The following is a 21,152-nucleotide window of genomic DNA, read 5'->3' as shown; positions in this document are numbered from 1 at the left end:
ACGCGATGACCGGCAGACTGGCGGGCAAGGTGGCGGCGGTGATCGGCGCGGGCTCGATCGGAACCGCCCCCAGCAACGGCTCGGCCACCGCGGCGATTTTCGCGCGCGAAGGCGCGACGGTGCTCTGCGTCGACATTTCGGAGCCTGCTGCGGCCCGCACGGCGGACCAGATCGCCGCGGCCGGCGGCGCGGCCGGCGTCTTCCGCGCCGATGCGGCCCGGACCGCCGACATGGACGCGGCCATCGCCGCCTGCATGGACCGCTACGGTCGCATCGACGTGCTGCATTACAATGTCGGGATCGAGGCTTTCGGCGCGCTGATCGAGGTGAGCGACGCCGATTGGGACCGGGTCTTCGACGTCAACCTCAAGGGCGCGATGGCGGCGGCGCGGGCCGCGGTCCCGCATATGATCGCGGCCGGATCGGGATCGATCATCATGGTCTCGTCCATCGCCAGCCTGCGCTGGAACCCGATGCAGTTCCTGTCCTACAACGTCTCCAAGGCGGCGCTGAACCGGATGGCCAAGGTGATCGCGCGCCAATACGCGCCCCAGCAGGTGCGCTGCAACGTGATCCTGCCCGGCCTGATCGACAGTCCGCACGCGGCGGCGCTGGTCGCGACCGAGGCCGAGCGCATCGCCGCCAAAAGGGCCCGCGACGCACGCTGCCCGATGGGGCGCCAGGGAACGCCGCAGGATATCGCCATGGCCGCGCTGTTCCTCGCCTCGGACGAGGCCCGCTATGTGACGGGGCTGGAGATGGTCGTGGATGGCGGCATCACGCTGTGACGTGACCCGAAAAGACGTGCGCCCTCGCGCAAGCTTGGGACAAGGGTCGAGAACAACGCTCCTGCGGGCCTGGTTTGCGTCCGTCGGGAACGAATGCCAGGGGGCGCCGACCCCAGCGGACACGAAGGTCAGGGGGGCCGCGATGCGCGCCATGCCGCATCGGCGGCCGGACGTGGGGCGGGCACGATGACCGCCATGAACCGATGGCCGCAACGACTGGGACGCCGCCATCCGCTGGCGCTCGCCGTGCTGGCGGCGCTCGTGCTGTCGTTCAGGCTGACCGGCGCCGGGCTGCTCGCGCCCGCCATCGCCGGCTACGTGCCGATCTGCACCGGGGCCGAGATCGTCTACCTCGCCGTCGGCGACGACGGCCTGCCGCTCGACCAGGCCCCGCCCGATTCCGTGGCCTGCCCCTTCGTCGGCCTCGTCGCCGCGCTGACCCCGGCCGGGATCGACGCGCCGCCGCCCCCCGAGCCGCTCCGCGCCCCGCACGCGATCGTCGCGGTCGCCCGCGTCATCCCCGGCGCGCCCCGGATCTTCGACACCCGCGCGCCCCCGGCCATGGCCTGATCGCCGACGCCCCGCGGTCCGCGACCGGACCCCGAGGCGAGCCAGCCCCATGGCCGACCGTCCGCCGCCGGAGCGATCCGGTTGCGCGCCGGCGCCGCCGCACGCGCGCATTCCGAACCGCGGCGTGCGATCCGATCCGTCGAGGAAACGCTTCCATGACCTTCATCCCCGCCGCCCTGCGCGGCCCCGTCCGCCTGTCCGCAGCCGCCGCGCTCGCGGTCCTGATCGCCGTCCCTGCCTTCGCCCATGTCACGCTGGAGGGGCGCGAGGCGCCCGTCGGCTCGACCTTCAAGGTCGTGCTGAACCTCCCGCATGGCTGCGACGGTCAGGCCACGAACGCCGTCCGGGTGACGCTGCCCGAAGGGTTTTACGCTGCGAAGCCGATGCCCAAGCCCGGCTGGACGCTGGACACGAAAACCGGGGCCTACGCGACCCCCTACGACAACCACGGTCACAAGATGACCGAGGGCGTGCGCGAGATCTCCTGGTCGGACGGCGACCTGCCTGACGCCTGGTTCGACCAGTTCGTGTTCCGCGGAACCATCGGCAAGGATCTCGCCCCGGGCGAGGTCCTGCGCTTCGCCACCGTTCAGACCTGCGCCGACGGCCAGGTCGCCTGGGACGGCTCGGACGACGATCATCCCGCGCCGGTCCTGACCCTGACCGAGCCGCAGGGCGGCGGCCACCCCCACGCCCACGCGGCGGCGGAGCCGGAGAGTGTGAAGGTCGGCGATCTCGAGATCGCCGGCGCCTTCGCCCGCGCCACGCTCCCCAACGCGCCCGTGGCGGGCGGCTTCCTCAGCGTGACCAATCATGGCGCGGCGGACGACCGGCTGATCTCCGCCCGCTCGGACGTGGCCGGGCGCATGGAGATCCACGAGATGGTCATGCAGGGCGACGTGATGAAGATGCGCCAGCTCGCCGACGGCCTGCCGATCCCCGCCGGCGAGACGGTGGAGCTGAAGCCCGGCGGCTTTCACCTCATGTTCATGGACCTGAAAGGGCCGCTGGTCGAGGGACAGGCCGCGGCGATCACCCTGGTCTTCGAGAAGGCCGGAGCGGTGGAGTTCACCCTGCCGATCCGCGCGCGCGACGCCAAGGGCGGCCAGGATCACGGGGCGATGGACCATCACAAGATGGACCATGGCCGGCTGGATGACGGCGGGGGGCGCGGCGCGGACCACGCCTTGGTCGCCCCCGCCGGCGAGACCCTGCGGTTCGGCTGAGGAGGGCGAGGCCATGTCCCTGGCTCGAAGACGGCTCCTGCCCCTGGCGGCCGCGGCCACGATCGCGCTTCTGGGCGCGGTCGGCTGGCAGATCCTGCCGATGCTGCGGGCGAAGGCCGAAGACGGCATCGGCCGCGGCGACTACCGGCTGGTCACCGCCTCTGGCGCGGCCTTTACCGAAGCGACGCTCGAGGGCGCACCATCCGCGGTGTTCTTCGGCTTCACCCATTGCCCGGAGGTCTGCCCGACGACGCTCGGCGACATCTCCGCCTGGCAGGCGGCGCTGGCCGAGCAGGGCGAGCGTCTGCGGGTGTTCTTCGTGACCGTCGACCCGGAGCGGGACACGGCCGAGCTGCTCGGCGACTACGTGTCCTGGGTCGACGGGGCGACGGCCGTCACCGGCCCGCGGCCCGAGATCGACAAGGCCCTGAAGGCCTTCAAGGTCTATGCCGCGAAGATCCCGCTCGAGGACGGCGGCTACACCATGGACCACTCGGCCCTGGTGATGCTGTTCGACGCCGACGGCCGCTACGCCGACCTGATCCGCTATCAGGAGCCGGAGGCGATGGTCCTGCCCAAGCTGCGCCGCCTGCTGGACGGCTGAGCCGTTCCCGGCCGATGCGGGCCGAAATCGTCCTGACCGACGTGCCCGGCCCGCATGCGACCCCCAATCTCGGCGACTTGTCCGGCGTCGATGACGCCGGTGCGGGCGGGGGCTCAGCGGTCCAGCGGGTGCACGTGAGGATGGCTGTGCAGGTGCGGATGGTCGTGCAGCTCCGCCGGCCGCAGCCGCCCGTCGGCCAGCACCATCACCCGGTTGGCGAGGCCCGCGACGAAGGCCGCGTCATGGGACACGAGGATCATCGGCCCGGAGAAGGCCAGCAACGCCGCGCGCAGCCGCGCCGCGTTGGCGGCGTCGATCCCGGTCGAGGGCTCGTCGAGCAGCAGCGCCGCGGGCCGCATCGCCAGCAGTCCGGCGAGGCAGACCAGCCGCTTCTCGCCCCCCGAAAGCCGGTGGCTGATCCGCTCGGCGAGGTGGCCGATGCCGAGGCCCTCCAGCGCCTCATGCGCACGGGCCGCGGCCTCGGCGGGGGCGAGGCCGAGGTTCAGCGGCCCGAAGGCCACGTCCTCGGCCACGGTCGGGCAGAAGAGTTGATCGTCGCTGTCCTGGAAGAGGAACCCGATCCGCGGGCGCAGGCGGCGGAAATCGGCCTCGGTCGCGCAGGGCTCGCCGAAGAGGCGCAGGACGCCGGAGACCGGCCGCTCCAGCCCGACCATCGTGCGCAGCAGCGTGGTTTTGCCCGCGCCGTTGGGGCCGACGATCGCCAGCCGGTCGCCGGGCGCCAGCGCCAGCGTCGCGTCGCGCAGCACCGTCACGCCGTCGCGCGCCACGCAGACCCGGTCGAGCGCGATGAGCGGCGTCATGCCCGGTCCCCGACCAGGCAGGCGGCGCCCAGGCCCAGCAGCAGCGCGAAGGCCGCCCAGTCCCGTCGCGACGGCGCGGGGGCGGCCGCATGGGGGAACCGCCCGGCGAAACCGCGGCAGCGCATCGCCTCGTCGATCCGCTCCGCCCGGTCGAGCGCGCGGACCAGCAGCATTCCGATCAGGTTGCCGTAGCTGCGCCAGGTGTGGCCATTGGTTCCAGGCCGAAAACCGCGCAGGCGCATGGCGTCGTGGAGGCGACGCGCCTCCTCCCGGATCAGGGAGAGGTAGCGCAGGCTCAGCAGCAGCACGCGGACCAGCGGCTCAGGCACGCGCAGGGATTGCAGCGCGGCGGCGAGGCGGATCGGCTCGGCCGGGCCGAGGATCGCGAGCACGAGGATCGCCGCCGCCGAGACCTTCAGGGCCAGCAGCCCGGCGCGCGCGAGCCCTGCGTCGGTCAGCACCAGCGGGCCGAGACGGGCCAGCGCCTCGCCGGGAACCGCGAAGGGCACGGTGAGCAGGAGCAGGAGGACGAAACCCTCGACATGCAGCACGCGCCGCCACAGCGCGCCGGGCATCCGCGCCGCCAGCGCCATGACCAGCGCGAGCCCGAGCGCCGCGGCGGCCGGCCCCGGATGGCGCAGTTGCGAGACCGCGCTCGCCAGCGCCAGCGCCGCGAGCAGCCGCAGGCGCAGGTCCGCGGGGATCGCGCCGGCGAGGGCGCCCATCTTCATCGCCGCAGGCTCCGCAGATAGAGCCCGCCGCCCGCGAGACCCACGATCAGGAACAGGCCGGAGAGGATGTCGGCATAGCGCAGACGCGCGCCCAACTCCTCGATCCGCGCCTCCAGCGGCGCGATCTCCCGTTGGACCGCGGCGCCGACGATGCGGGCGAGCTCGGCCTCGGAGAGGGCGGGCGCGGGGGTGTCGGTCCGGCTCGCGGGGGCGGCGGACGCAGGCGCGGGCGCCCTCGGCGCGCCGAACCGTTCCGGACCGAGTGTGGCGAAGGCGATGTGGCCTTCATGCGTGTCCAGGGTGACGGTCACCGGGGCGGCCGAGGCGCCCGGGCTCGGAAAACCGTAGGACCCGTCCTCGTCGGTCCTGCCCCGCGCGATCTCGGCGCCCTCGGCCCCGGTCGCCACCCAGTCGGCGCCCCGGGCGCGGCCGCCGCCGATGAAGAAGGCGTAGCCGGTGACCGTCCCGTTTTCGACGGTGGCGAACAGCTTCAGCTTGTGCGCCGCCGCAGGGTCGGCGAGCGCCAGAACCGCGAGGGCCGCGAGGGCGAAACCCCTCATGCGCCCGGCGCCAGCGCATCGGGCCGGACCCTTGCGAGGAAGCCCGCGACCGCCGCCGTCACCGCGCCCTCGACCAGCGCCAGCGGCAGGTAGGTGGCGAGCAGCACGCTTGCGACCGGCGTGTATTCGGGGGCCGAGAGCCGCAGGCTCAGCGCCACCAGCGCGCCGGTGCCCAGCACCGACAGCGCGCCGACCCCCGCCGCCAGCGCGCCCCTCAGGACCGGAGAGGTCGCGCGGCGCAGCGCCGGGCCGGCCAGCGCCGCCAGAACCACCCCCGGCGCCGCGATGTTCGCCGCATTCACCCCCAGCGTGGTCAGCCCGCCGAACCCGAAGAGCAGCGCCTGCAGGAACAGCGCGACCAATACCGCGACGAACGCCCCCATCCCCAGCATCAGCCCCATAAGTCCGCCGAACAGCAGATGCACGCTCGACGGCCCCATCGGGATCGCGAAGAGCGAGCCCGCGAAGAACGAAGCCGACAGCATCGCGGTGCGGATGATCGCCCGGTCGTCGATCCGGCGCAGCGCGAGCCCCGCGCCCGCCACCGCGATCGCCGCGCCGCCGATCAGCACCGGGGCCGAGAGGATCCCGTCGGGGATATGGGCCATGTCAGTCGCGGCCCATGTCGGTGGCCTTCACCCAGATCAGCGCGCCCTGCTCGACCGGCGCCGGCGTTCCCTCCGGCGAGGTCATCTTCGCGTCCGCTTCCAGCAGCGCGGCGAAGCCCCACCATCCGGCCCGCGGCATGGCGTAGCTGAACGTGCCGTTCGCATCCGCGGTGATCACCTGCGTCACGAAGGCGTCGTTGGGGATCGCGACCGCGCCGTCGTTCACGTATTCCACCTCGATCTCGGCGAAGGGCGCGGGTTCGCCGTCCTTCAGCACCACGCCCGAGAAGATGTTGCCGGTCCACAGGCCGGTCGGCCGGGTCAGAGGCCGGATCTCCGCCGGCAGGCCGACCAGCGCGTCCCAGCCCTCGCCCGAGGCGAAGCCGTCGACGATCACCTTGGCGAAATGCACGATGAACTTGCCCTCCGACGGCTCCCAGTAGGGTTGAGGTTCGACGAAGAAGATCGCGGCCCCGGGCGCGGCCAGGTCGACCGTCGCGCGCCAGGCGGTCACGCCGTCCACCGGCGCGGCCTCGAGCGCGGGGAGAAGGTCCGAGATCTCGCCGCCCTTCAGCATGCCGAACCGCGCCGGCGAAGCCATCTCCATCACCGGCCCGCCCTCCATCGGATGGGTGAACATCAGGTCCAGCGTCACCTCCCCGCCCTCCGGCAGCACGTCGGCGGAGGGCAGCAGCTCCTGGAAATGCGCGGCGGAAGGGCCGGCGAACCCGAGCGCGAGGAGGATCGCGGCGGGCGCGGCGAAGGAGACGGGCGACGGCATCGGCAAACCTCATGTATGATGTAATTATAGGAACATCATACTGAACGACCGGCCGCAAGCGCCCCCGCCGCGACGTTTGGGCATTGTCCCGGCGGCGCGGCGGCGGCAGGCTGGCCGATGAGCGAAGATTGCGGCTGGAGGCGGAGATGCAGCGCACCACCATCACCCTGGACGATGACCTCGACGCGATGCTCGACGGCTATATGGCGGCGACCGGCGCGCAGAGCCGCTCCGAGGCGATCCGCGATCTGGTGCGGCGCGGCCTGACCGCGCGCCCCGACGCGCCGCCCGAGGCGTCGTGCTACGGCGTGATCTCCTGCGTGGTCGACCATTCGGTGCGCAATCTGGGCGCGCGCCTGCCGCAGACCCGGCTCGACCGCCACGACCAGACGGTGGCGTCGCTGTCGACCCCGATCGACCACACCCACTCGCTGGAGGTGACGGTGCTGCGCAGCCAGGTCGGTCCGGTGATCGCCTATGCCGAGTCGCTGTTCCTGCAGCGCGGCGTCTGGCACGGCGCGTTGGGATTGGTGCCGCTGGGCGAGGATGAGGAGCCTCACCGTCACGGCGACAACCACGGCGAGAACGCGGCGCACAGCCATCCCAGGGTGCTGAGCGGCTTCTGAGCCCGGGGGGGGGCCGCCGTCAGGTCGCCGCCAGCGCCTTGCGCAGCGCGTCGAGCCCGTCGGTCAGCGCAGCGGGGCCGGGCTGGAGGATCAGGGCGGACTTGATCTCGTGGATGCGTCCCGCGGCGACGGCGGGGATCGTCGCCCAGCCGGGGCGGGCGGCGATCCGCTCGGGCCGGACCTTCTTGCCGCACCAGGACGCGAGGATCACGTCGGGCGCGGCGGCCGCCACCGCCTCTTGCGTCACGATCCGGTCGCGGGCGGCGGGTTGGCGGGCGAGGTCGGGGAAGATGTCGCGCCCGCCGGCGATCTCCACCAGTTCCGACACCCAGCCGATGCCGGAGATCAGGGGGTCGTCCCATTCCTCGAACCACACTCTTGGGCGCGGTCGGCCTGCCGCGGCCTCCCGCGCCGCGTCGATCCGGCGCGAAAGATCGGCGGCCAGCGCCTCGGCCCGGTCGCTTGCGTCGACCATCGCGCCGAGCATCCGGATCATCGCGAAAATTCCCGCCAGGTCGCGATGGTTGAAGGCGTGCACGGCGACGCCGGCGCGCACCAGCTCGGCCGCGATATCGGCCTGAAGGTCGGAGAAGGTCAGCACCAGGTCCGGCTGCAGCGCCAGGATCGCGGGGATGTCGGCCGAGGTGAACGCCCCCACCCGCGGTTTTTCCCGACGCACCCGCGCCGGACGCACGGCGTAGCCGGAGACGCCGACGATGCGCGCGTCCTCGCCCAGCAGGTAGAGGGTCTCGACCGTCTCCTCGGTCAGGCAGACGATCCGTTCGGGGGGGAAACGACGCATTTTTCGGGGTCCTCCGAACGGGCGGGCGCGGGGAGCGGCCCGCGGGCGATATCAAGAAAGCCGCGCAGGAACTCGACGCCCTCGTCGGCGGTCCGGGTTCCGACATGGATCGACTTGGCGATGCCCTGCTTCCCAAGACGCCGCGCGACGAGCGGCAGGCGCCCGGCGGTCTCGGCGATCAGCCAGTCGGGGAGCGGCGCCACCCCGCGGCCCGCGGCGACCATCTGCAGCATCACGTCCGTCGTCTCCACCGTCCGATGGGCCCGCGGCAGCCGCTTCGCGGGCAGCAGGAACTGGGTGAAGACGTCCAGACGCTCGGTCTCCACCGGATAGGTGATCAGGACCTCGCGCTCCAGGTCCCGCGGCTCGATCCACGCCTTCGCGGCCAGCGGATGGTCCGCCGCCACCGCCAGCATCAGCTCGTATCCGAACACGGGCGTGAAGGTCAGCGGCGCGCGCAGCACCGGGTCGGGGGTGATCAGCAGGTCGATCTCCTGGCTCAGAAGCGCGCCGAGGCCGCCGAACTGGAACGCCTGCTTCACGTCGAGGTCAACGTCCGGCCAGGCGGCGAGGTAAGGCTCGACCACCCGCAGCAGCCAGCGGTAGCAGGGGTGGCATTCCATGCCGATGCGCAGTTCGCCCCGGCGCCCGCGGGCGAAATCGGCGATCTCGGCTTCGGCCTGCTCGATCTGCGGCAGCACGCGGTTGGCCAGCGCCAGCAGCCGGCGGCCGGCGCGGGTCAGGCGCAGGCGGCGGCCGTCGCGCTCCCACACCGTCACCTCGAGCTGCCGTTCCAGCCGCCGGATGGCGTGGCTGACGGCGGACTGGGTCAGGCTGAGGCGGTCGGCGGCGGCGGTGACGCCGCCTTGGCGGTCGACCTCGCGCAGGATGGCGAGGTGCTGGCGGTCGAGCAAGACATGACCTCCTGTCATATTCCAGGCGATATTTGCCATTTTTCTTCATGCGTGGCCAGCCGTAGCGTCCGCCCCAGTCTGCTGAACCGCCTGCATGAGGGACCTGCCATGACCGCCTCGCCCCCGACCGCCGCCCCTACCGTCGCCGCCGCCTGCCTCGGCTTTCCGCGCATCGGCGCCCGCCGCGAGCTGAAGACCGCGGTCGAAGCTTTCTGGAACGGCGCCCACGACGCCGAGGCGCTGGAGGGTGTGGCCCGGGACCTGCGCGCCCGCCACTGGCGCCTGATGCGCGACGCCGGGATCGACGTGATCCCCTCCAACGATTTTTCGCTTTACGATCAGGTGCTCGACATGACCTGCGCGCTGGGCGCGGTTCCGCCGCGTTTCGGCGAGGCGGGGGGCGAGGGGGCGGAGGCAATCAGGCTGGAGACGTATTTCGCCATGGCCCGCGGTCGCCAGGACGCCCCGGCGATGGAGATGACCAAGTGGTTCGACACCAACTACCACTACATCGTCCCCGAGCTTCGCGCCGGCATGACCTTCCGCCTCGCCTCGCTGAAGGCGGTGCGGGACTATGCGGAGGCGAAGGCGCTGGGGATCGAGACGCGCCCGACGCTGATCGGCCCGATCACCTGGCTGAAGCTCGCCAAGGCGAAGACGCCGGGGCTCGACCCGCTGTCGCTGCTGCCCGCGATCCTGCCGGTCTACGCCGACCTGCTGGCCCGGCTGGCCGCGGCGGGCGCGCCATGGGTGCAGATCGATGAGCCGGCGCTGGTCCTCGACCTGACCGAAGCCGAGCGCGCGGCCTTCGCCACGGCCTACGACACGCTGGCGACCGCGGGCCCCAAAATCATGCTCGCCACCTATTTCGGCGGGCTCGGCGACAATCTGGCGACGGCGCTGGCCCTGCCCGTGGCGGGGCTGCATGTCGATCTGGTCCGTGCGCCCGGGCAGCTCGACGCCGTGCTGAAGGGGATCGGGCCGGACCGGGTCCTGTCGCTCGGCCTGATCGACGGGCGCAACGTCTGGCGCAGTCCGCTGGATCTGGAGCTGGGGCGGCTGGAGCGGGCGGTGGCGGCGCTGGGGGCCGGGCGGGTGCAGGCGGCGCCGTCCTGCTCCCTGCTGCACGCGCCGCTCGACCTGGCGCGGGAGACGGAGCTGGACGCGGAGCTGCGCTCCTGGCTCGCCTTCGCGGTGCAGAAACTGGACGAGGTCGCGGTCCTCGCCCGCGGCGCGACCGAGGGGCGCCGCGCGGTGGCCGCGGCGCTGGAGGGCGGCGGGGCCGCGATGATGGCGCGCGGCTTCTCGGCCCGGGTGCAGGACAAGCGGGTCCAGGCCCGCGCCGCGTCGCTGACGCCGGCTGAGTACGAACGGCGCTCCGCCTACCCGCTTCGCGCCCCGGCGCAGGCGGCGCGGCTGAACCTGCCGACGTTGCCCACCACCACCATCGGCTCTTTCCCCCAGACCGCGGAAGTGCGCGCCGCCCGCGCCGCCCATCGCCGCGGCGACCTGTCCGACGCCGATTACGACGCCTTCCTCGAGGCCGAGACCCGCGCCTGCCTCGCCTTCCAGGAGGCGGTCGGGCTCGATCTGCTGGTCCATGGCGAATTCGAGCGCAACGACATGGTCGAATATTTCGGCGAGCAGCTCGCGGGCTTCGCCTTCACCCGCCACGGATGGGTGCAGAGCTACGGGTCGCGCTGCGTGAAGCCGCCGCTGATCTTCGGCGACGTGTCCCGCCCCGCCCCGATGACCGTGCGCTGGGCGCGCTTCGCGGCCCATGCGGCGTCGAAGCCGGTGAAGGGGATGCTCACCGGGCCGGTCACGATCCTGCAATGGTCCTTCGTGCGCGACGACCAGCCGCGGGAGGAGACCTGCCGCCAGATCGCGCTCGCCATCCGCGACGAGGTCCTGGACCTGGAGGCCGCGGGGATCCCCGCCATCCAGATCGACGAGCCGGCGCTGCGCGAGGGGCTGCCGCTGCGCCGCGCCGACTGGAAGGGCTATCTCGCCTGGGCGGTGGACTGCTTCCGCCTCTCGGCCGCGGGGGTGGGGGACGACGCGCAGATCCACACCCACATGTGCTACGCCGAGTTCAACGACATCATGCCGGCGGTCGCGCGGATGGACGCCGACGTGATCTCGATCGAGACGTCGCGCTCGGACATGGAGCTGCTGTCGGCCTTCGGCGACGTCGCCTATCCCAACGGGATCGGCCCCGGCGTCTGGGACATCCACGCCCCCCGCGTGCCTCCCGCCGCGGAGATCGCCGCCCTCCTGCGCAAGGCGGCCGCCGTGATCCCGGCGGAGCGGCTCTGGGCGAACCCCGATTGCGGCCTCAAGACCCGCGGCTGGGCCGAGACCAGGGCGGCGCTGACCCACCTCGTCGCCGCGGCGCGGTCCCTGCGGGCGGAGGCCGCGGCGCTGGCGGCGGAGTAGGCGGCGGGGCGGCGCTCAGCCGGGACGAAAGAGCGTGAGGGGTTGCACGACCAGCCGCCCGTCATGGCGGGCGAGGAAGACCTCCACCCCGTAAACCTCGCGCAAGCGTTCCGTGGTCAGCACCGCGTCGGGCGGGCCGTCGGCGACGATCCGGCCCTGATCGAGCAGCACCAGGCGCGTGCAGAAACGGGCGGCGAGCCCGAGGTCATGGAGCGACACGACCGCGGCCCGCCCCTCGGCGGCCAGATCCGCGAAAGCCCCCATGCAGGCGAGCTGATGGGCGGGGTCGAGCCCGGCGACGGGCTCGTCGGCCAGCGTCAGCGGCGCCTCCTGCGCCAGCGCCCGCGCGATCAGGACCCGGGCCTGCTCGCCGCCCGACAGCTCGGTCGCGGGGCGGTCGCGCAAGGCCGCGACATCCATGCGCGCCATCGCCGCCGCCACCGCCGCACGGTCGGCGGCCGAGGGGGGCGCGCCGGGGGCCCGGTTCGGATGACGGCCGAGCGTCACCAGCGCCTCCACGCTCACCGGCCAGGCGATCTCGCGGCCCTGCGGCAGCCAGGCGGCGGCGCGGGCGCGCTCGGACGGGCGGAGGGCTGCGAGCGAGCTCTCCCCCTCCGCCCGCAGCAGCCCCAGCGCCGCGCGCATCAGCGAGGATTTCCCGGCGCCGTTGGGCCCGATCAGGCCGACCAGTTCGCCGGGCGCGATGGAGAGCGTGGTGGGATGCAGCACGACGCGGCCCCCGAGGCGGACGCGCAGATCGCGGAGCGTGAGCAGGGTCATGCGAGACGCCGCCTGGTCGACAGGATCAGGCGCAGGAAGAAGGGCGCGCCGATCAGGGCGGTCAGCACGCCCAGCTTCAGGTCCCGCTCGGGCGCGATCAGGCGCACGGCGATGTCGGCGGCGAGCAGCAGCGCCGCGCCGCCCAGCGCCGAGGCCGGCAGCAGGCGCGCGGGCCGGGCGCCGACGGCGCGGCGCAGCAGATGCGGCGCGATCAGGCCGATGAAGCCGATGCCCCCCGCCACCGCCGTCGCCGCCCCCACCGACGCCGCCGTCCCCAGCACCACCGCCAGGCGCAGGCGGCCCATGCGCACGCCGAGGCTGGCGGCCGCGTCCTCGCCCAACGTCAGCGCGTCGAGATCCCGGCCCGCGAAAGCCAGCGCCGCCCAGCCGGCCAGCATGAACGGCGCCGCGAGCTGGACATGCAGCCAGGACCGGTCGGCGAGCGAGCCCATCATCCAGAACATGATCTCGGTCGCCGCGAACGGGTTGGGGCTGAGGTTGAGCGCCAGGGCGGTCAGCGCGCCGCAGAGCGCGGAAAGCGCGACGCCGGCGAGGATCAGCGTCAGCGCCCCGCCCCGGGCGCCGGCGAGCGACAGCAGCAGCGCCGCCGCCAGCCCCGCGCCCGCCAGCGCCATCAGCGGCAGGGCGAGCGGAAACAGCACTGAAAGCCCGGTGTAAATCGCCGCCACCGCGCCGAGCGAAGCCGCGCCGGTGACGCCCAGCAGGCCGGGCTCGGCCAGCGGATTGCGCAGATAGCCCTGCAGCGCCGCGCCCGACAGACCGAGCGTGGCGCCGATCATCAGCGCCAGCAGCGCCCGCGGCGCCCGGATCTCGCGCATCACCAGCGTCGCCGCCTCGCCCCGCCCGGCGAGCAGGGCGGCGAGGCTGTCGGAAAGGCCGAGCCCCGCGGGGCCGATCAGCAGAGAGGCGCAGAACAGCGCCGCGACCAGCGACGCGAGGCCGGCCAGCAGCCAGGGATAGGAGAGGGTCATCGGGCGGGGCTCCGCGGGATCGCGCCCGGGTCGGCCAGCGCGCGGCGCGTGGCGGCGAGATCCGCGACGGCGTCGGCGGTGAACGGCGCGCCGCAGACCCAGCGGCTGTCGGCGATCGCGGCGCGCCCCGCGCGCGCCAGCAACGGCGCCAGCGCCGGGTGGCGGACGTCCTGCTCGGCGAGCGTCGGCGGCGAGAACGGGCGCCCGGCGACCAGCAGGTCCGGGTCGCCCATCACCAGACGTTCCAGCGGCAGCCGTCCGATCCCGCGCATCCCGAGTTCGGCCCCCAGATTGCGCAGGCCGGCGGCGGTCAGGATCGCGTGGGCGAGCGTGCCGTCCCCCGACGACCAAGCGTTGGCGTAGCGCAGCGCAGCGAGGGGGCGGGCCTCTCCCGGACCGGGGCGGGCGGCGGCGAGGCGGGCGTCGAGCTCGGCCACCAGCGCCTCCGCCTGAACGCCCCGGCCCAGCAGGTCGCCCATGCGGCGGATGTTGGCGCGGATGTCGGCGAAGCCGCTCTCGGGCGTGAAAAGCTCGACCCGAAAGCCGAGGCGGCGCAGCATCGACACCGTGTCGCGGGTGGTGAAGGTCCCGGCGAGGATCAGGTCGGGGCGCATGAGAAAGATCTCCTCCGCCCGCCCGTGGTTGAGCGCATAGGCCCCCGCCCGGTCGGCCAATACCGAGGCGCGGGGATCGGCGGCCATCCAGGACACCGAATGCAGCTGCCCCGGCGCCGCGAGCAGCATGGCCAGCTGATCGGTGCAGAGGTTCATCGACACCACCCGAAGCGGGGCGTGGGAGGGGAGCGCTTCAGTCGGCGTCTCCGCCCCGCTCGCCCCAAGGGCGAGCGGGGCGTCCGGCGCGCGCGCCGGCAAGGCGTGCAGCGCCAGCCCCCCCGCCAGCGCCGCCATCCCTGCGAGGATGACCGCGCCGGCGCGCAGGGCGCCCCCGCCCATCAGAACCGGACCCGCAGGCCGGCATAGGCCGCGATCCCGGGCGTCGCGAAGCCGAACACCTCCTCGTAATCGGCGTCGAGCGCGTTGGTCACCCGCCCGAAGATCTCCGTCCGCTCGGTCGCCGCGTAGGAGGCGGCGACGTTCAGCACCACGTAGTCGCCGAGCCGCGCCCGCGCGCCGGGCGCATAGGGCGCGCGATAGTCCAGATCCTGATTGCCCCCCACATAGCGCCCGCCGAGCGTGATCCGCGCCCGGTCGTCGAGGAAGGAGACGGTGAGGTTCGCGCCCAGCTCATGCTCGGGCCGGCGCACCTCGACCAACCCGTCGGGGTCCGTCGCGTCCAGCCAGGTGTAGCTCACCCCCAGCGTCAGCCAATCGGTCGCGTGCAAGGTGGAGCCCATCTCGATCCCCTGCCGGCGCGAGGTTCCGGCCTCGTTGAACGGCGTTCCGATCGCGCCTGTGTAGAGGGTGCCGATCTCGTGGGTCAGATCCTGCCTGAAATAGGTCACGTCCACCACCAGCCGGTCCCCCCAGAACCCCTGCTCGACGCCCGCGTCCCAGCCGAAGCTCTCCTCCGGCTTCAGGGCCGGATCGCCCCGCCACTGGCCGGGGCTGTAGCCGAACTGCTCATACATCGTCGGGTTCTGCACCCCGGTCCCGGCCGACGCGTGCAGCCGCGTGCCGGTCGAGGCGATGCGGTAGGAGGCCCCGGCGCTCCAGGTCGTCGCGTCCTCGAATGCGTCGTTGAAATCCTGCCGCAGGCCGAGCTGGAGGTCGATGCGCTCGAGGAAGGTTCCGCGATATTCGGCCGCGAGCCCGACCAGCCCGCGCGATTGTTCCTCCAGCTGGCTGGGATCGAAGACCAGAGCGGGGTCGTTGCTCACGAAGGTCTCGCGCTCGTATTCGACCTTCGCGGTCAGCGTGTGATCGGCGGCGTCCGGATCGGTGGCGTCGAGCCCCATCGTGGTCTGGGCCGAAAGCTGGAGGCGGGTGGAGGTGGCGTCGGTGACGTCGGCCCCCGCCAGCGTGTTCCAGTCGTCGGCATGGAGATAGGCGGCCCGCGCCTCGTGCCGGAACCGGCCATGGGTCGCGATGGCGAAGAGCGAGCCGAAAGCCTCGGTCCGGTCATGGGCGGAGGCGTCGTCATAGACCACCCCCGCCTTGTCCGGCGCGGCGAAGGCGTCGCCGTCGGCGTCGGCATGGCGGTCCACCACCCGCAGCGCGCCGCCGAGCGTCAGCCCGTCGGTCGCGAAGATCTCGCCCCGCGCGTTGAGCGTCAGGTTGCGGTCGCCGTCCTTCTCGCCGCCGGGCGTGCCGGAGACGTCGAACCCCTCGGTCTCGCGCCGCGCCACCGAAAGCGAGAACCGGCCCGCCTCGCCCTGTCCCCGCAGCGCCAGCAGGGCGGCGGCGGTCCCGTCGGTCCCCGCCTCGGCCTCGCCCGACCAGCGCAGGCCGGGTTCGGTCGCCCGCCTGGTGGTGATCGAGATCACGCCGCCGAGCGCGTTGGAGCCGTAGAGCGCCGATTGCGGTCCCCGCAGCACTTCGATGCGTTCGATGTCGGCGGCGAGCAGCCCGCCGAAATCATATTCGCCGGCCTCGGGGGACGAGACCTCGACCCCGTCGATCAGCACCAGGGTGTGATTGCCCTCGGCCCCGCGCAGCCGGACCTGGGTCTGGCCGCCATAGCCGCCGATGCGGCTGACCTGCACCCCCGGCAGGGCGCGCAGGGCGTCGGCCGCGTAGGCGATCCGACGTTCCGCCAGATCCTCGGCGGTGATCACCGAATAGGCGCGGCCATAGCGATCCGCGGCGATGGGGGTGAGGCCGCCCGAGACCACGACGGGCGCGAGTTCGACGGGCGCGTCCGCCGTCTGCGCCTGAAGGGCGAAGGGCGCGAGGACGAGCGTCGGCATGGCGGCCAGAGCCGCCCGATGGATGCGGGACATGGGTTCCCCTCCTTCGCCGGCGCGCGTCTCTGGCGGGCCGGCGGACCTGCGCGCCGGGAGGGCGCAGCGGCCCGACCGGCGCATGACGGACGTCCGGGGGAAGGGGGCTTCGTGGGGAAGACCTCGACCCGTCAGACGACGACTGCGAAGTCACCGCTGCGGACCGAACCGCCCCTTCGCGCGCCCCGCACGGAGGAAGGATGACGCTGTTCCGGCAGGTCTCCTGGCTCACGGGTCAACGCCGTTCCCTCACCTTCCCAGCCCGGTCCCCGAGGACGTCGGCCAGTGGTTTCTCGAGGGTCGGCTCGCCGCTTACAGTTGCGGGGGCAGCCGCGGACTTGGTCTCGCCCTCCGGGGGCCGACCTCACCGCGTTCCCTTTTCATCCGGCCGCGGGCGCGAGGCCCCCGGCGCGGAACCGGTACGCGCCACAAGTGGCAGAGCCGGGAATTCGCGTCAAGCGTCGGGGCGGCGGGGCCGGGCTTCGGGCGACGGGCGCGCGGGGTCCGGGCGTCGAGGGTCAGTCGGCCCCCCAGGCCGCGCCATCCACGCCCGCCTCGCCCGATTGCGCGGCTTTGCGGGCGGCGAAGACGTAGCTCGCCGCGATCAGGGCGTCGGCGGCGGGAAGCCCGGCCCGCCGCTTCAACGCCGCCTGCACCGCCGGGCCCAGCGCCCAGTCGGCGCGGGCGGAGAAGCTGCGGGTGACCGGGGCCGCCAGGTCGGGGCGCGCGTCCAATGCTCCGGTCAGCGCCTCGAGGATGCGGGCGCGGATCTCCGGCGACGCGGCCCCGGCCTGGATGGCCAGCGCCTCGATCATCGGGGCGAGACGGTCCGCGGGCCAGACGGCGGGATCGGCGCGCAGGAAACGGGCCTCCAGCGTCGTCACCCCGGGCGCTCCGTCGATCTCGACCAGCGCGACGGCCCAGGCGCATCGGGCGGGCGCGCCGGCGCCCGGCGCGCCGATCCGGTCCTCGATCAGGGCCCGCGCGAGCGGTGCGCCGGTCAGGCCGAGCAGCAGGGCATGGATCGGCTCAAGCGGCTCGGACCGCGGGGCGTTCAGGCTTTCGATCAAAGCGGCGACGTCCAGCGGCAGGCGCAGGCCGCGCAGCGTCTCGTAGGGCGCGGCGTCGAGCTCCTGCAGCCCCAGCGTCCGCAGCGCCGGGTCGGGGCTGTCCAGCAGCCGGGCGGCGCGCTGGAAGCGGGCGGGATCCCGCGGATCCTCCCAGCCTCGCGCCGCCTCCAGAAATCCTTCCACCGCCGGGCGGACGACCCGGTCGAAGACGCCGAGCCGCCGCCATACCGCGTCCACCGGATCATGGGCGAAGACGACCACCTCTCCCTCGCCCAGCGCGGGCGGGGGTCCGTCGGCGCCGGCGGCGAGGTAGGCGCCCGGATCCGGCGCGTCCATGGAGACCGAGACCGGCGCCGGCGCCTCGACCAATCGCCAGCGGGCGGGATCGGCCGGATCGGCCGTCGCCATCGCCACCGCGTCGGCGTCGAACAGCCGGTCGACCAGCGTCAGCGCCGGCGGCGCGGCGGGATCGGCGCAGGAGGCCGCCGCCGATCCCGCCGCGAGGATCGCCGCGAGAACCGCGCCCGCCGCCCGGCGCCTCACGAATAGGGCTCGATGCGATCCGCCGACAGGGTGTAGCCTACATCGGCGAGCTGGGTCTGCGCCGCGGCGGCGCCGAACATGCCGGTGACGTTCACCGGGTCGAACATCTCGCGCAGCTCATAGGGCGTCTCCGTGGTCACGAAGACGATCTGGTTGGGCGGCGGCGGCGGCACGTGGATGCAGGCCCCGACATAGGGGACCAGCAGGAAAGCCGTGGTCCCGGTCCCGTCGTAGTCGAGCGGCACCACATAGCCCGGCAGGCGCACCAGCTTGCCATCGAATTCGCGCGTCACCGCGGCGCCCTGGTCCTGGTCGGTCAGCCCGTTCATCATCCCGTGCGAGATCACCCCCATGTCGCGCAGGGTGCGGAAGGCCTGGCCCTCGCCGCCAGGCGGAATCAGGTCGTCCCAGGTCAGGTCCACCGCCTTTTCCGCGGCGCGGGACCGGCCCGCGGCGACGAGCGCCGCGAGCCAAGGCAGCCCCGCGAGCACCATGCGGCGGCTGGGACGGGAGGGAATCGGCATGGTCGGCGCCTCCTCTGGGCGGTCACATCCGGATGCTCATGCCGTCGGCCAACGACATGCGCCAGGCGCGGATCGCCGGGGGCAGGCTGGCGGCGGCGCCGGCGGCGACCACCGCGGCGAGCTGGCCGAATTCCCGCGCCCCGGGCGCCGCGATGGGCAACCATAAGCCGAAACTTGCGTCGACCCAAGGCCGCCCCAGCGCCAGCCCGACATAGAGCAGCCCCAACCCCAGCAGGGCCCCGGCGGCCGAGATCAGCGTCGCCTCCAGCACCAGCAGCCCCAGGAGGGTCGAGGGCCGCGCCCCGACCGCACGCAGGATCGCCATCTCGCGGCGGCGCGCATCAAGCCCGGCGAAGACCATGGCGGCGAGCCCGATCAGCGCGGTCGCCACCACCATCACCGAAACCCCCGCCAACGCCGTCTCTGCCACGCCGACGATCGACCACAGCTCCTGCAAGGCCACGCCCGGCAGCACCGCCAGCAGCGGCTCCTGCGGATAGTCGTTGATCCAGCGTTGCAGGCCGAAGATCTGCAGGCGCGACTTAACCCCCACCAGCGCCGCGGTGATCGCCTTGGGCGCGAGGTCCATGGCGCGCGCCTGCTCGGCCGAGATCCGCTGCCCCCTGCCCGCCTGCGCCCCGTTCTTCCAGTCGACATGGATCGCCTCGATGGCCTCGAGGCTGACATGCACCGTCCGGTCGACCGGCGTTCCGGTGCGCTCGAGGATGCCGGAGATGCGGAACGGCTTGTCCTCATGTTCGGCGAAGGAGGCGAGGCCATGGGCCACCACCACCGCGTCGCCGACCTTGTAGCCGAGCGTCGCCGCCACCTCCGCCCCGATCACCGCGTCGAAGAGATCGGCGAAGCGCGCGCCCTCCGCCATCTCCAGCGCCCGTCCGCCGCGATAGCGATAGCGGTCGAAATATTCCCCCGTGGTGCCCAGCACCCGAAAGCCGCGATGGCTGTCGCCGAGCGAAAGCGGCACGATCCAGGCCACCTCCGGCCGTGCGGCGAGGTCCTCGTAGCTTTGCCAGGTGACGTTGTTGGTGGCGTTCCCGATGCGGAACACCGAATAGAGCAGCAGCTGCACCGAGCCCGAGCGCGCGCCCACGATCAGGTCGGTCCCCGACACGGTGTCGGCGAAGCTGGCCTTGGCCCCGGTGCGCACCGTCTCCACCCCCAGCAGCAGGCAGGTGGATAGGGCTATGGCCGCCACGGTCAGCAACGCCGTGACCCGACGGTTGAGAAGCGAGAGAAAGGCGAGGCGGAAAAGGCTCATGCCGCATCCTCCCGCCCGGCCCGCAGGATGTCGGGCAGCGCGACCGACCGGTCGAAGCGGGGGCTGAGCGCGGGGTCGTGGCTGACCATCAGCAGCGTCGCCCCCGCCGCCTCCACCTGGGCGAACAGAAGGTCGAGGAACGCGCCCTGCGCCGCGACGTCGAGCGCCGAGGTCGGTTCATCGGCCACGATCAGCGCCGGCGCGCCGATCAGGGCGCGGGCGACCGCGACGCGCTGCTGCTGGCCGACCGAAAGCGCGACGGCGGGCGGGCGCAGCACCAGCGCGTCGGGAAGACCCAGCGCCGCGGTCAGGCGCAGCGCCTCGGCCCGCGCCCCGCCCGCCGCCGCCACACGCGCCCGTCGCGCCGGGGCGAAGCGCAGCGGCAGCAGGATGTTTTCCAACGCGGTGGCGTAGGGCAGCAGGTTGAACATCTGGAAGACCACGCCGATGCGCTCGGCCCGGAACCGGTCGCGCCGGGCGGGGGAGAGCGCCGACAGCGCCTCACCCGCCACCGCGACCTCGCCCGACTGCGGCGCGGCGATCCCGCAGACCAGCGCCAGCAGCGTCGACTTGCCGGACCCGGAAGGGCCGTAGAGGATCACCCGCTCGCCCCGCGCGATCTCCAGCGCGTCGATTTCCAGCCGGAAGCCGCCGCGCCCGCCCGCGGCCCCGGGCCAGGCATAGCGCAGATCCGTCAGCCGCAGCGCCGGGGCCATGGGTCAGAGCGCGCCGTCGAGATCGAGCACGGGCTCGGCCCGCTCGACCTCGAACGCCTGCGCGCCCTGGTCGGAGACGATCCGGACGGCAAGCGCCTGCGCGCCGGCGAACAACTGGAAATAGGGGAAGCCGATGCGGTCGATGGCGTCGGGGTCGGCGCAGATCAGCTCCCAGGACGCGTGGAACTCGGCATGGCCCTGGGCGTGGTCCGCGTCTTCGTGCTCATGCTCGTGCTCATGCTCGTGCTCGGCCTCGTGCTCATGCTCATGCTCGTGGTCGGCGTCGTGCGGATGGTCCTCGTCGTCGTGATGGTCGCCCGTTTCCAGCGCCACCCTGGCCGACAGCACCTTGCAGCCCGCGGCCTCGGGCAGCGCCAGAACGTCGAAGGGGCGCGAGAGCACGTCGCGGGCCTGCGCGACCGCGGCGCGGTCGGCGTCGGCCTCCGCCTCATGTTCGAAGCCCACGATGTCGGCGCCCGGGGCCTCCAGTTCGATCGACAGGCGGTCGTCCTCGCGCGCGATGTCGAGCTGGCCGTGGCCGTGCTGATGAGCGCCGAGCTCGCGGTGATCTTGCGCCGCGCCCGGAAGGGCTGCGAGGCAGGCGAGGACCGGCGCGGCGGCGAGGACGGAGCTGCGGAGAAGCATCGGAGGCCTTTCAGGGAAGACGATTGGAATCGGCGGGCGAGCGGAATGTAGATCAGGAAACTGATATGTTATAGCATAACTTTTGCGACGGAAGCGCGCTTGGCCTCCGCCTCTCCGGCCCTCGCCAGCCGCAGCGCCTGAAGCGCGTCGAGCCGCGCCAGCGCCGCCGCCTCGTCGCCGCGCGTCATGCGCAGCGCCGCCGCCCAGGCCCGGGCGGCGGAACCCGGGCTCCAG

Annotated in this window: 23 protein-coding genes and 1 riboswitch; of the genes, 6 read left to right on the top strand and 17 right to left on the bottom strand. The window is 73.2% G+C overall.

Translation table 11 applies throughout. The features are described 5' to 3' along the window. Nucleotides 1–5: 5 nt before the first annotated feature. The 4 genes from ACTB72_RS06030 to ACTB72_RS06015 all read left to right on the top strand — a co-directional run bounded on the left by ACTB72_RS06030 (nt 6) and on the right by ACTB72_RS06015 (nt 3,188). Nucleotides 6–788 carry an SDR family NAD(P)-dependent oxidoreductase gene (locus ACTB72_RS06030; RefSeq protein WP_463036085.1) on the top strand — a complete coding sequence of 261 codons (783 nt, stop codon included), beginning with the start codon at nt 6–8 and terminating at the stop codon, nt 786–788. A gap of 195 nt (nt 789–983) precedes the next feature. Then, nucleotides 984–1,358: a hypothetical protein gene (locus ACTB72_RS06025; protein WP_463036084.1), complete on the top strand. Its 375-nt coding sequence runs from the start codon at nt 984–986 to the stop codon at nt 1,356–1,358. A 155-nt stretch (nt 1,359–1,513) separates the two neighbouring features. Next, nucleotides 1,514–2,584 carry a DUF1775 domain-containing protein gene (locus tag ACTB72_RS06020; protein WP_463036083.1) on the top strand — a complete coding sequence of 357 codons (1,071 nt, stop codon included), beginning with the start codon at nt 1,514–1,516 and terminating at the stop codon, nt 2,582–2,584. Nucleotides 2,585–2,597: 13 nt separating this feature from the next. Continuing rightward, nucleotides 2,598–3,188 carry an SCO family protein gene (locus ACTB72_RS06015; RefSeq protein ID WP_463036082.1) on the top strand — a complete coding sequence of 197 codons (591 nt, stop codon included), beginning with the start codon at nt 2,598–2,600 and terminating at the stop codon, nt 3,186–3,188. Nucleotides 3,189–3,301: 113 nt separating this feature from the next. Here ACTB72_RS06015 and ACTB72_RS06010 read toward each other — a convergent pair whose 3' ends face one another. Genes ACTB72_RS06010 through ACTB72_RS05990 form a run of 5 tightly spaced genes read right to left on the bottom strand, consistent with a single transcriptional unit; the run spans nt 3,302 to nt 6,689 of the window. Then, nucleotides 3,302–4,009 (bottom strand): energy-coupling factor ABC transporter ATP-binding protein, encoded by a 708-nt coding sequence (locus tag ACTB72_RS06010; protein ID WP_463036081.1) that lies wholly within the window; start codon nt 4,007–4,009, stop codon nt 3,302–3,304. Further along, entirely contained in the window at nt 4,006–4,740 is a 735-nt protein-coding gene (gene cbiQ / locus ACTB72_RS06005; protein ID WP_463036080.1) for a cobalt ECF transporter T component CbiQ, read from the bottom strand. The genes ACTB72_RS06010 and cbiQ overlap by 4 nt, the downstream gene beginning before the upstream one ends. After that, nucleotides 4,737–5,300 (bottom strand): cobalamin biosynthesis protein CbiL, encoded by a 564-nt coding sequence (locus ACTB72_RS06000; RefSeq protein ID WP_463036079.1) that lies wholly within the window; start codon nt 5,298–5,300, stop codon nt 4,737–4,739. The genes cbiQ and ACTB72_RS06000 overlap by 4 nt, the downstream gene beginning before the upstream one ends. Further along, a complete protein-coding gene (gene cbiM / locus ACTB72_RS05995; protein WP_463036078.1) occupies nt 5,297–5,908 on the bottom strand; it encodes a cobalt transporter CbiM in 612 nt (203 codons plus the stop codon). The genes ACTB72_RS06000 and cbiM overlap by 4 nt, the downstream gene beginning before the upstream one ends. 1 nt (nt 5,909) lies before the next feature. Further along, nucleotides 5,910–6,689, bottom strand: a complete 780-nt coding sequence (locus ACTB72_RS05990; RefSeq protein WP_463036077.1) for a DUF4198 domain-containing protein — start codon at nt 6,687–6,689, stop codon at nt 5,910–5,912. Between the two features lie 146 nt (nt 6,690–6,835). Between ACTB72_RS05990 and nikR the strand changes: the two genes are divergently transcribed. Further along, a complete protein-coding gene (gene nikR, locus ACTB72_RS05985; RefSeq protein WP_463036076.1) occupies nt 6,836–7,315 on the top strand; it encodes a nickel-responsive transcriptional regulator NikR in 480 nt (159 codons plus the stop codon). A 19-nt stretch (nt 7,316–7,334) separates the two neighbouring features. On the opposite strand, the gene ACTB72_RS05980 is transcribed toward nikR, so the two are convergent. Together ACTB72_RS05980 and ACTB72_RS05975 are read right to left on the bottom strand one after the other, a co-directional pair. Further along, nucleotides 7,335–8,117 (bottom strand): cobalamin-binding protein, encoded by a 783-nt coding sequence (locus ACTB72_RS05980; RefSeq protein ID WP_463036075.1) that lies wholly within the window; start codon nt 8,115–8,117, stop codon nt 7,335–7,337. Then, complete coding sequence (locus ACTB72_RS05975) at nt 8,081–9,031, bottom strand: LysR family transcriptional regulator (protein WP_463036074.1); 951 nt, start codon at nt 9,029–9,031, stop codon at nt 8,081–8,083. The genes ACTB72_RS05980 and ACTB72_RS05975 overlap by 37 nt, the downstream gene beginning before the upstream one ends. Nucleotides 9,032–9,139: 108 nt before the next feature. Here ACTB72_RS05975 and metE point away from each other — a divergent pair, with 108 nt between their 5' ends. Next, on the top strand, nt 9,140–11,470 hold the full coding sequence (gene metE, locus ACTB72_RS05970) for a 5-methyltetrahydropteroyltriglutamate--homocysteine S-methyltransferase (protein WP_463036073.1): 2,331 nt from the start codon (nt 9,140–9,142) through the stop codon (nt 11,468–11,470). Between the two features lie 15 nt (nt 11,471–11,485). Here metE and ACTB72_RS05965 read toward each other — a convergent pair whose 3' ends face one another. The 10 genes from ACTB72_RS05965 to ACTB72_RS05920 form a co-directional block, all read right to left on the bottom strand. Next, entirely contained in the window at nt 11,486–12,250 is a 765-nt protein-coding gene (locus ACTB72_RS05965; protein WP_463036072.1) for an ABC transporter ATP-binding protein, read from the bottom strand. Further along, the gene (locus ACTB72_RS05960) at nt 12,247–13,242 is read right to left on the bottom strand and encodes a FecCD family ABC transporter permease (RefSeq protein WP_463036071.1); all 996 of its coding nucleotides are present in this window, start codon (nt 13,240–13,242) and stop codon (nt 12,247–12,249) included. The genes ACTB72_RS05965 and ACTB72_RS05960 overlap by 4 nt, the downstream gene beginning before the upstream one ends. After that, nucleotides 13,239–14,195: an ABC transporter substrate-binding protein gene (locus ACTB72_RS05955; RefSeq protein ID WP_463036070.1), complete on the bottom strand. Its 957-nt coding sequence runs from the start codon at nt 14,193–14,195 to the stop codon at nt 13,239–13,241. The genes ACTB72_RS05960 and ACTB72_RS05955 overlap by 4 nt, the downstream gene beginning before the upstream one ends. Continuing rightward, nucleotides 14,195–16,141 carry a TonB-dependent receptor plug domain-containing protein gene (locus ACTB72_RS05950; RefSeq protein WP_463036069.1) on the bottom strand — a complete coding sequence of 649 codons (1,947 nt, stop codon included), beginning with the start codon at nt 16,139–16,141 and terminating at the stop codon, nt 14,195–14,197. Before ACTB72_RS05950 ends, ACTB72_RS05955 begins: the two co-directional genes overlap by 1 nt. Nucleotides 16,142–16,337: 196 nt before the next feature. After that, a riboswitch (cobalamin riboswitch) is annotated at nt 16,338–16,576 on the bottom strand. An 83-nt stretch (nt 16,577–16,659) separates the two neighbouring features. Then, the gene (locus ACTB72_RS05945; protein WP_463036068.1) at nt 16,660–17,754 is read right to left on the bottom strand and encodes a hypothetical protein; all 1,095 of its coding nucleotides are present in this window, start codon (nt 17,752–17,754) and stop codon (nt 16,660–16,662) included. Continuing rightward, complete coding sequence (locus ACTB72_RS05940) at nt 17,751–18,278, bottom strand: DUF3299 domain-containing protein (RefSeq protein WP_463036067.1); 528 nt, start codon at nt 18,276–18,278, stop codon at nt 17,751–17,753. The genes ACTB72_RS05945 and ACTB72_RS05940 overlap by 4 nt, the downstream gene beginning before the upstream one ends. Before the next feature lie 22 nt (nt 18,279–18,300). Continuing rightward, nucleotides 18,301–19,557 carry an ABC transporter permease gene (locus ACTB72_RS05935; protein WP_463036066.1) on the bottom strand — a complete coding sequence of 419 codons (1,257 nt, stop codon included), beginning with the start codon at nt 19,555–19,557 and terminating at the stop codon, nt 18,301–18,303. Further along, the gene (locus ACTB72_RS05930; RefSeq protein WP_463036065.1) at nt 19,554–20,273 is read right to left on the bottom strand and encodes an ABC transporter ATP-binding protein; all 720 of its coding nucleotides are present in this window, start codon (nt 20,271–20,273) and stop codon (nt 19,554–19,556) included. The genes ACTB72_RS05935 and ACTB72_RS05930 overlap by 4 nt, the downstream gene beginning before the upstream one ends. A gap of 3 nt (nt 20,274–20,276) precedes the next feature. Then, the gene (locus ACTB72_RS05925; RefSeq protein WP_463036064.1) at nt 20,277–20,918 is read right to left on the bottom strand and encodes a ZrgA family zinc uptake protein; all 642 of its coding nucleotides are present in this window, start codon (nt 20,916–20,918) and stop codon (nt 20,277–20,279) included. A 68-nt stretch (nt 20,919–20,986) separates the two neighbouring features. Beyond that, nucleotides 20,987–21,152: DUF6525 family protein (locus tag ACTB72_RS05920; RefSeq protein WP_463036100.1), on the bottom strand; the 166-nt coding region annotated here is incomplete at its 5' end.

Source organism: Albimonas sp., assembly GCF_055129145.1.
This window is presented reverse-complemented; position numbering and strand designations above follow the sequence as displayed.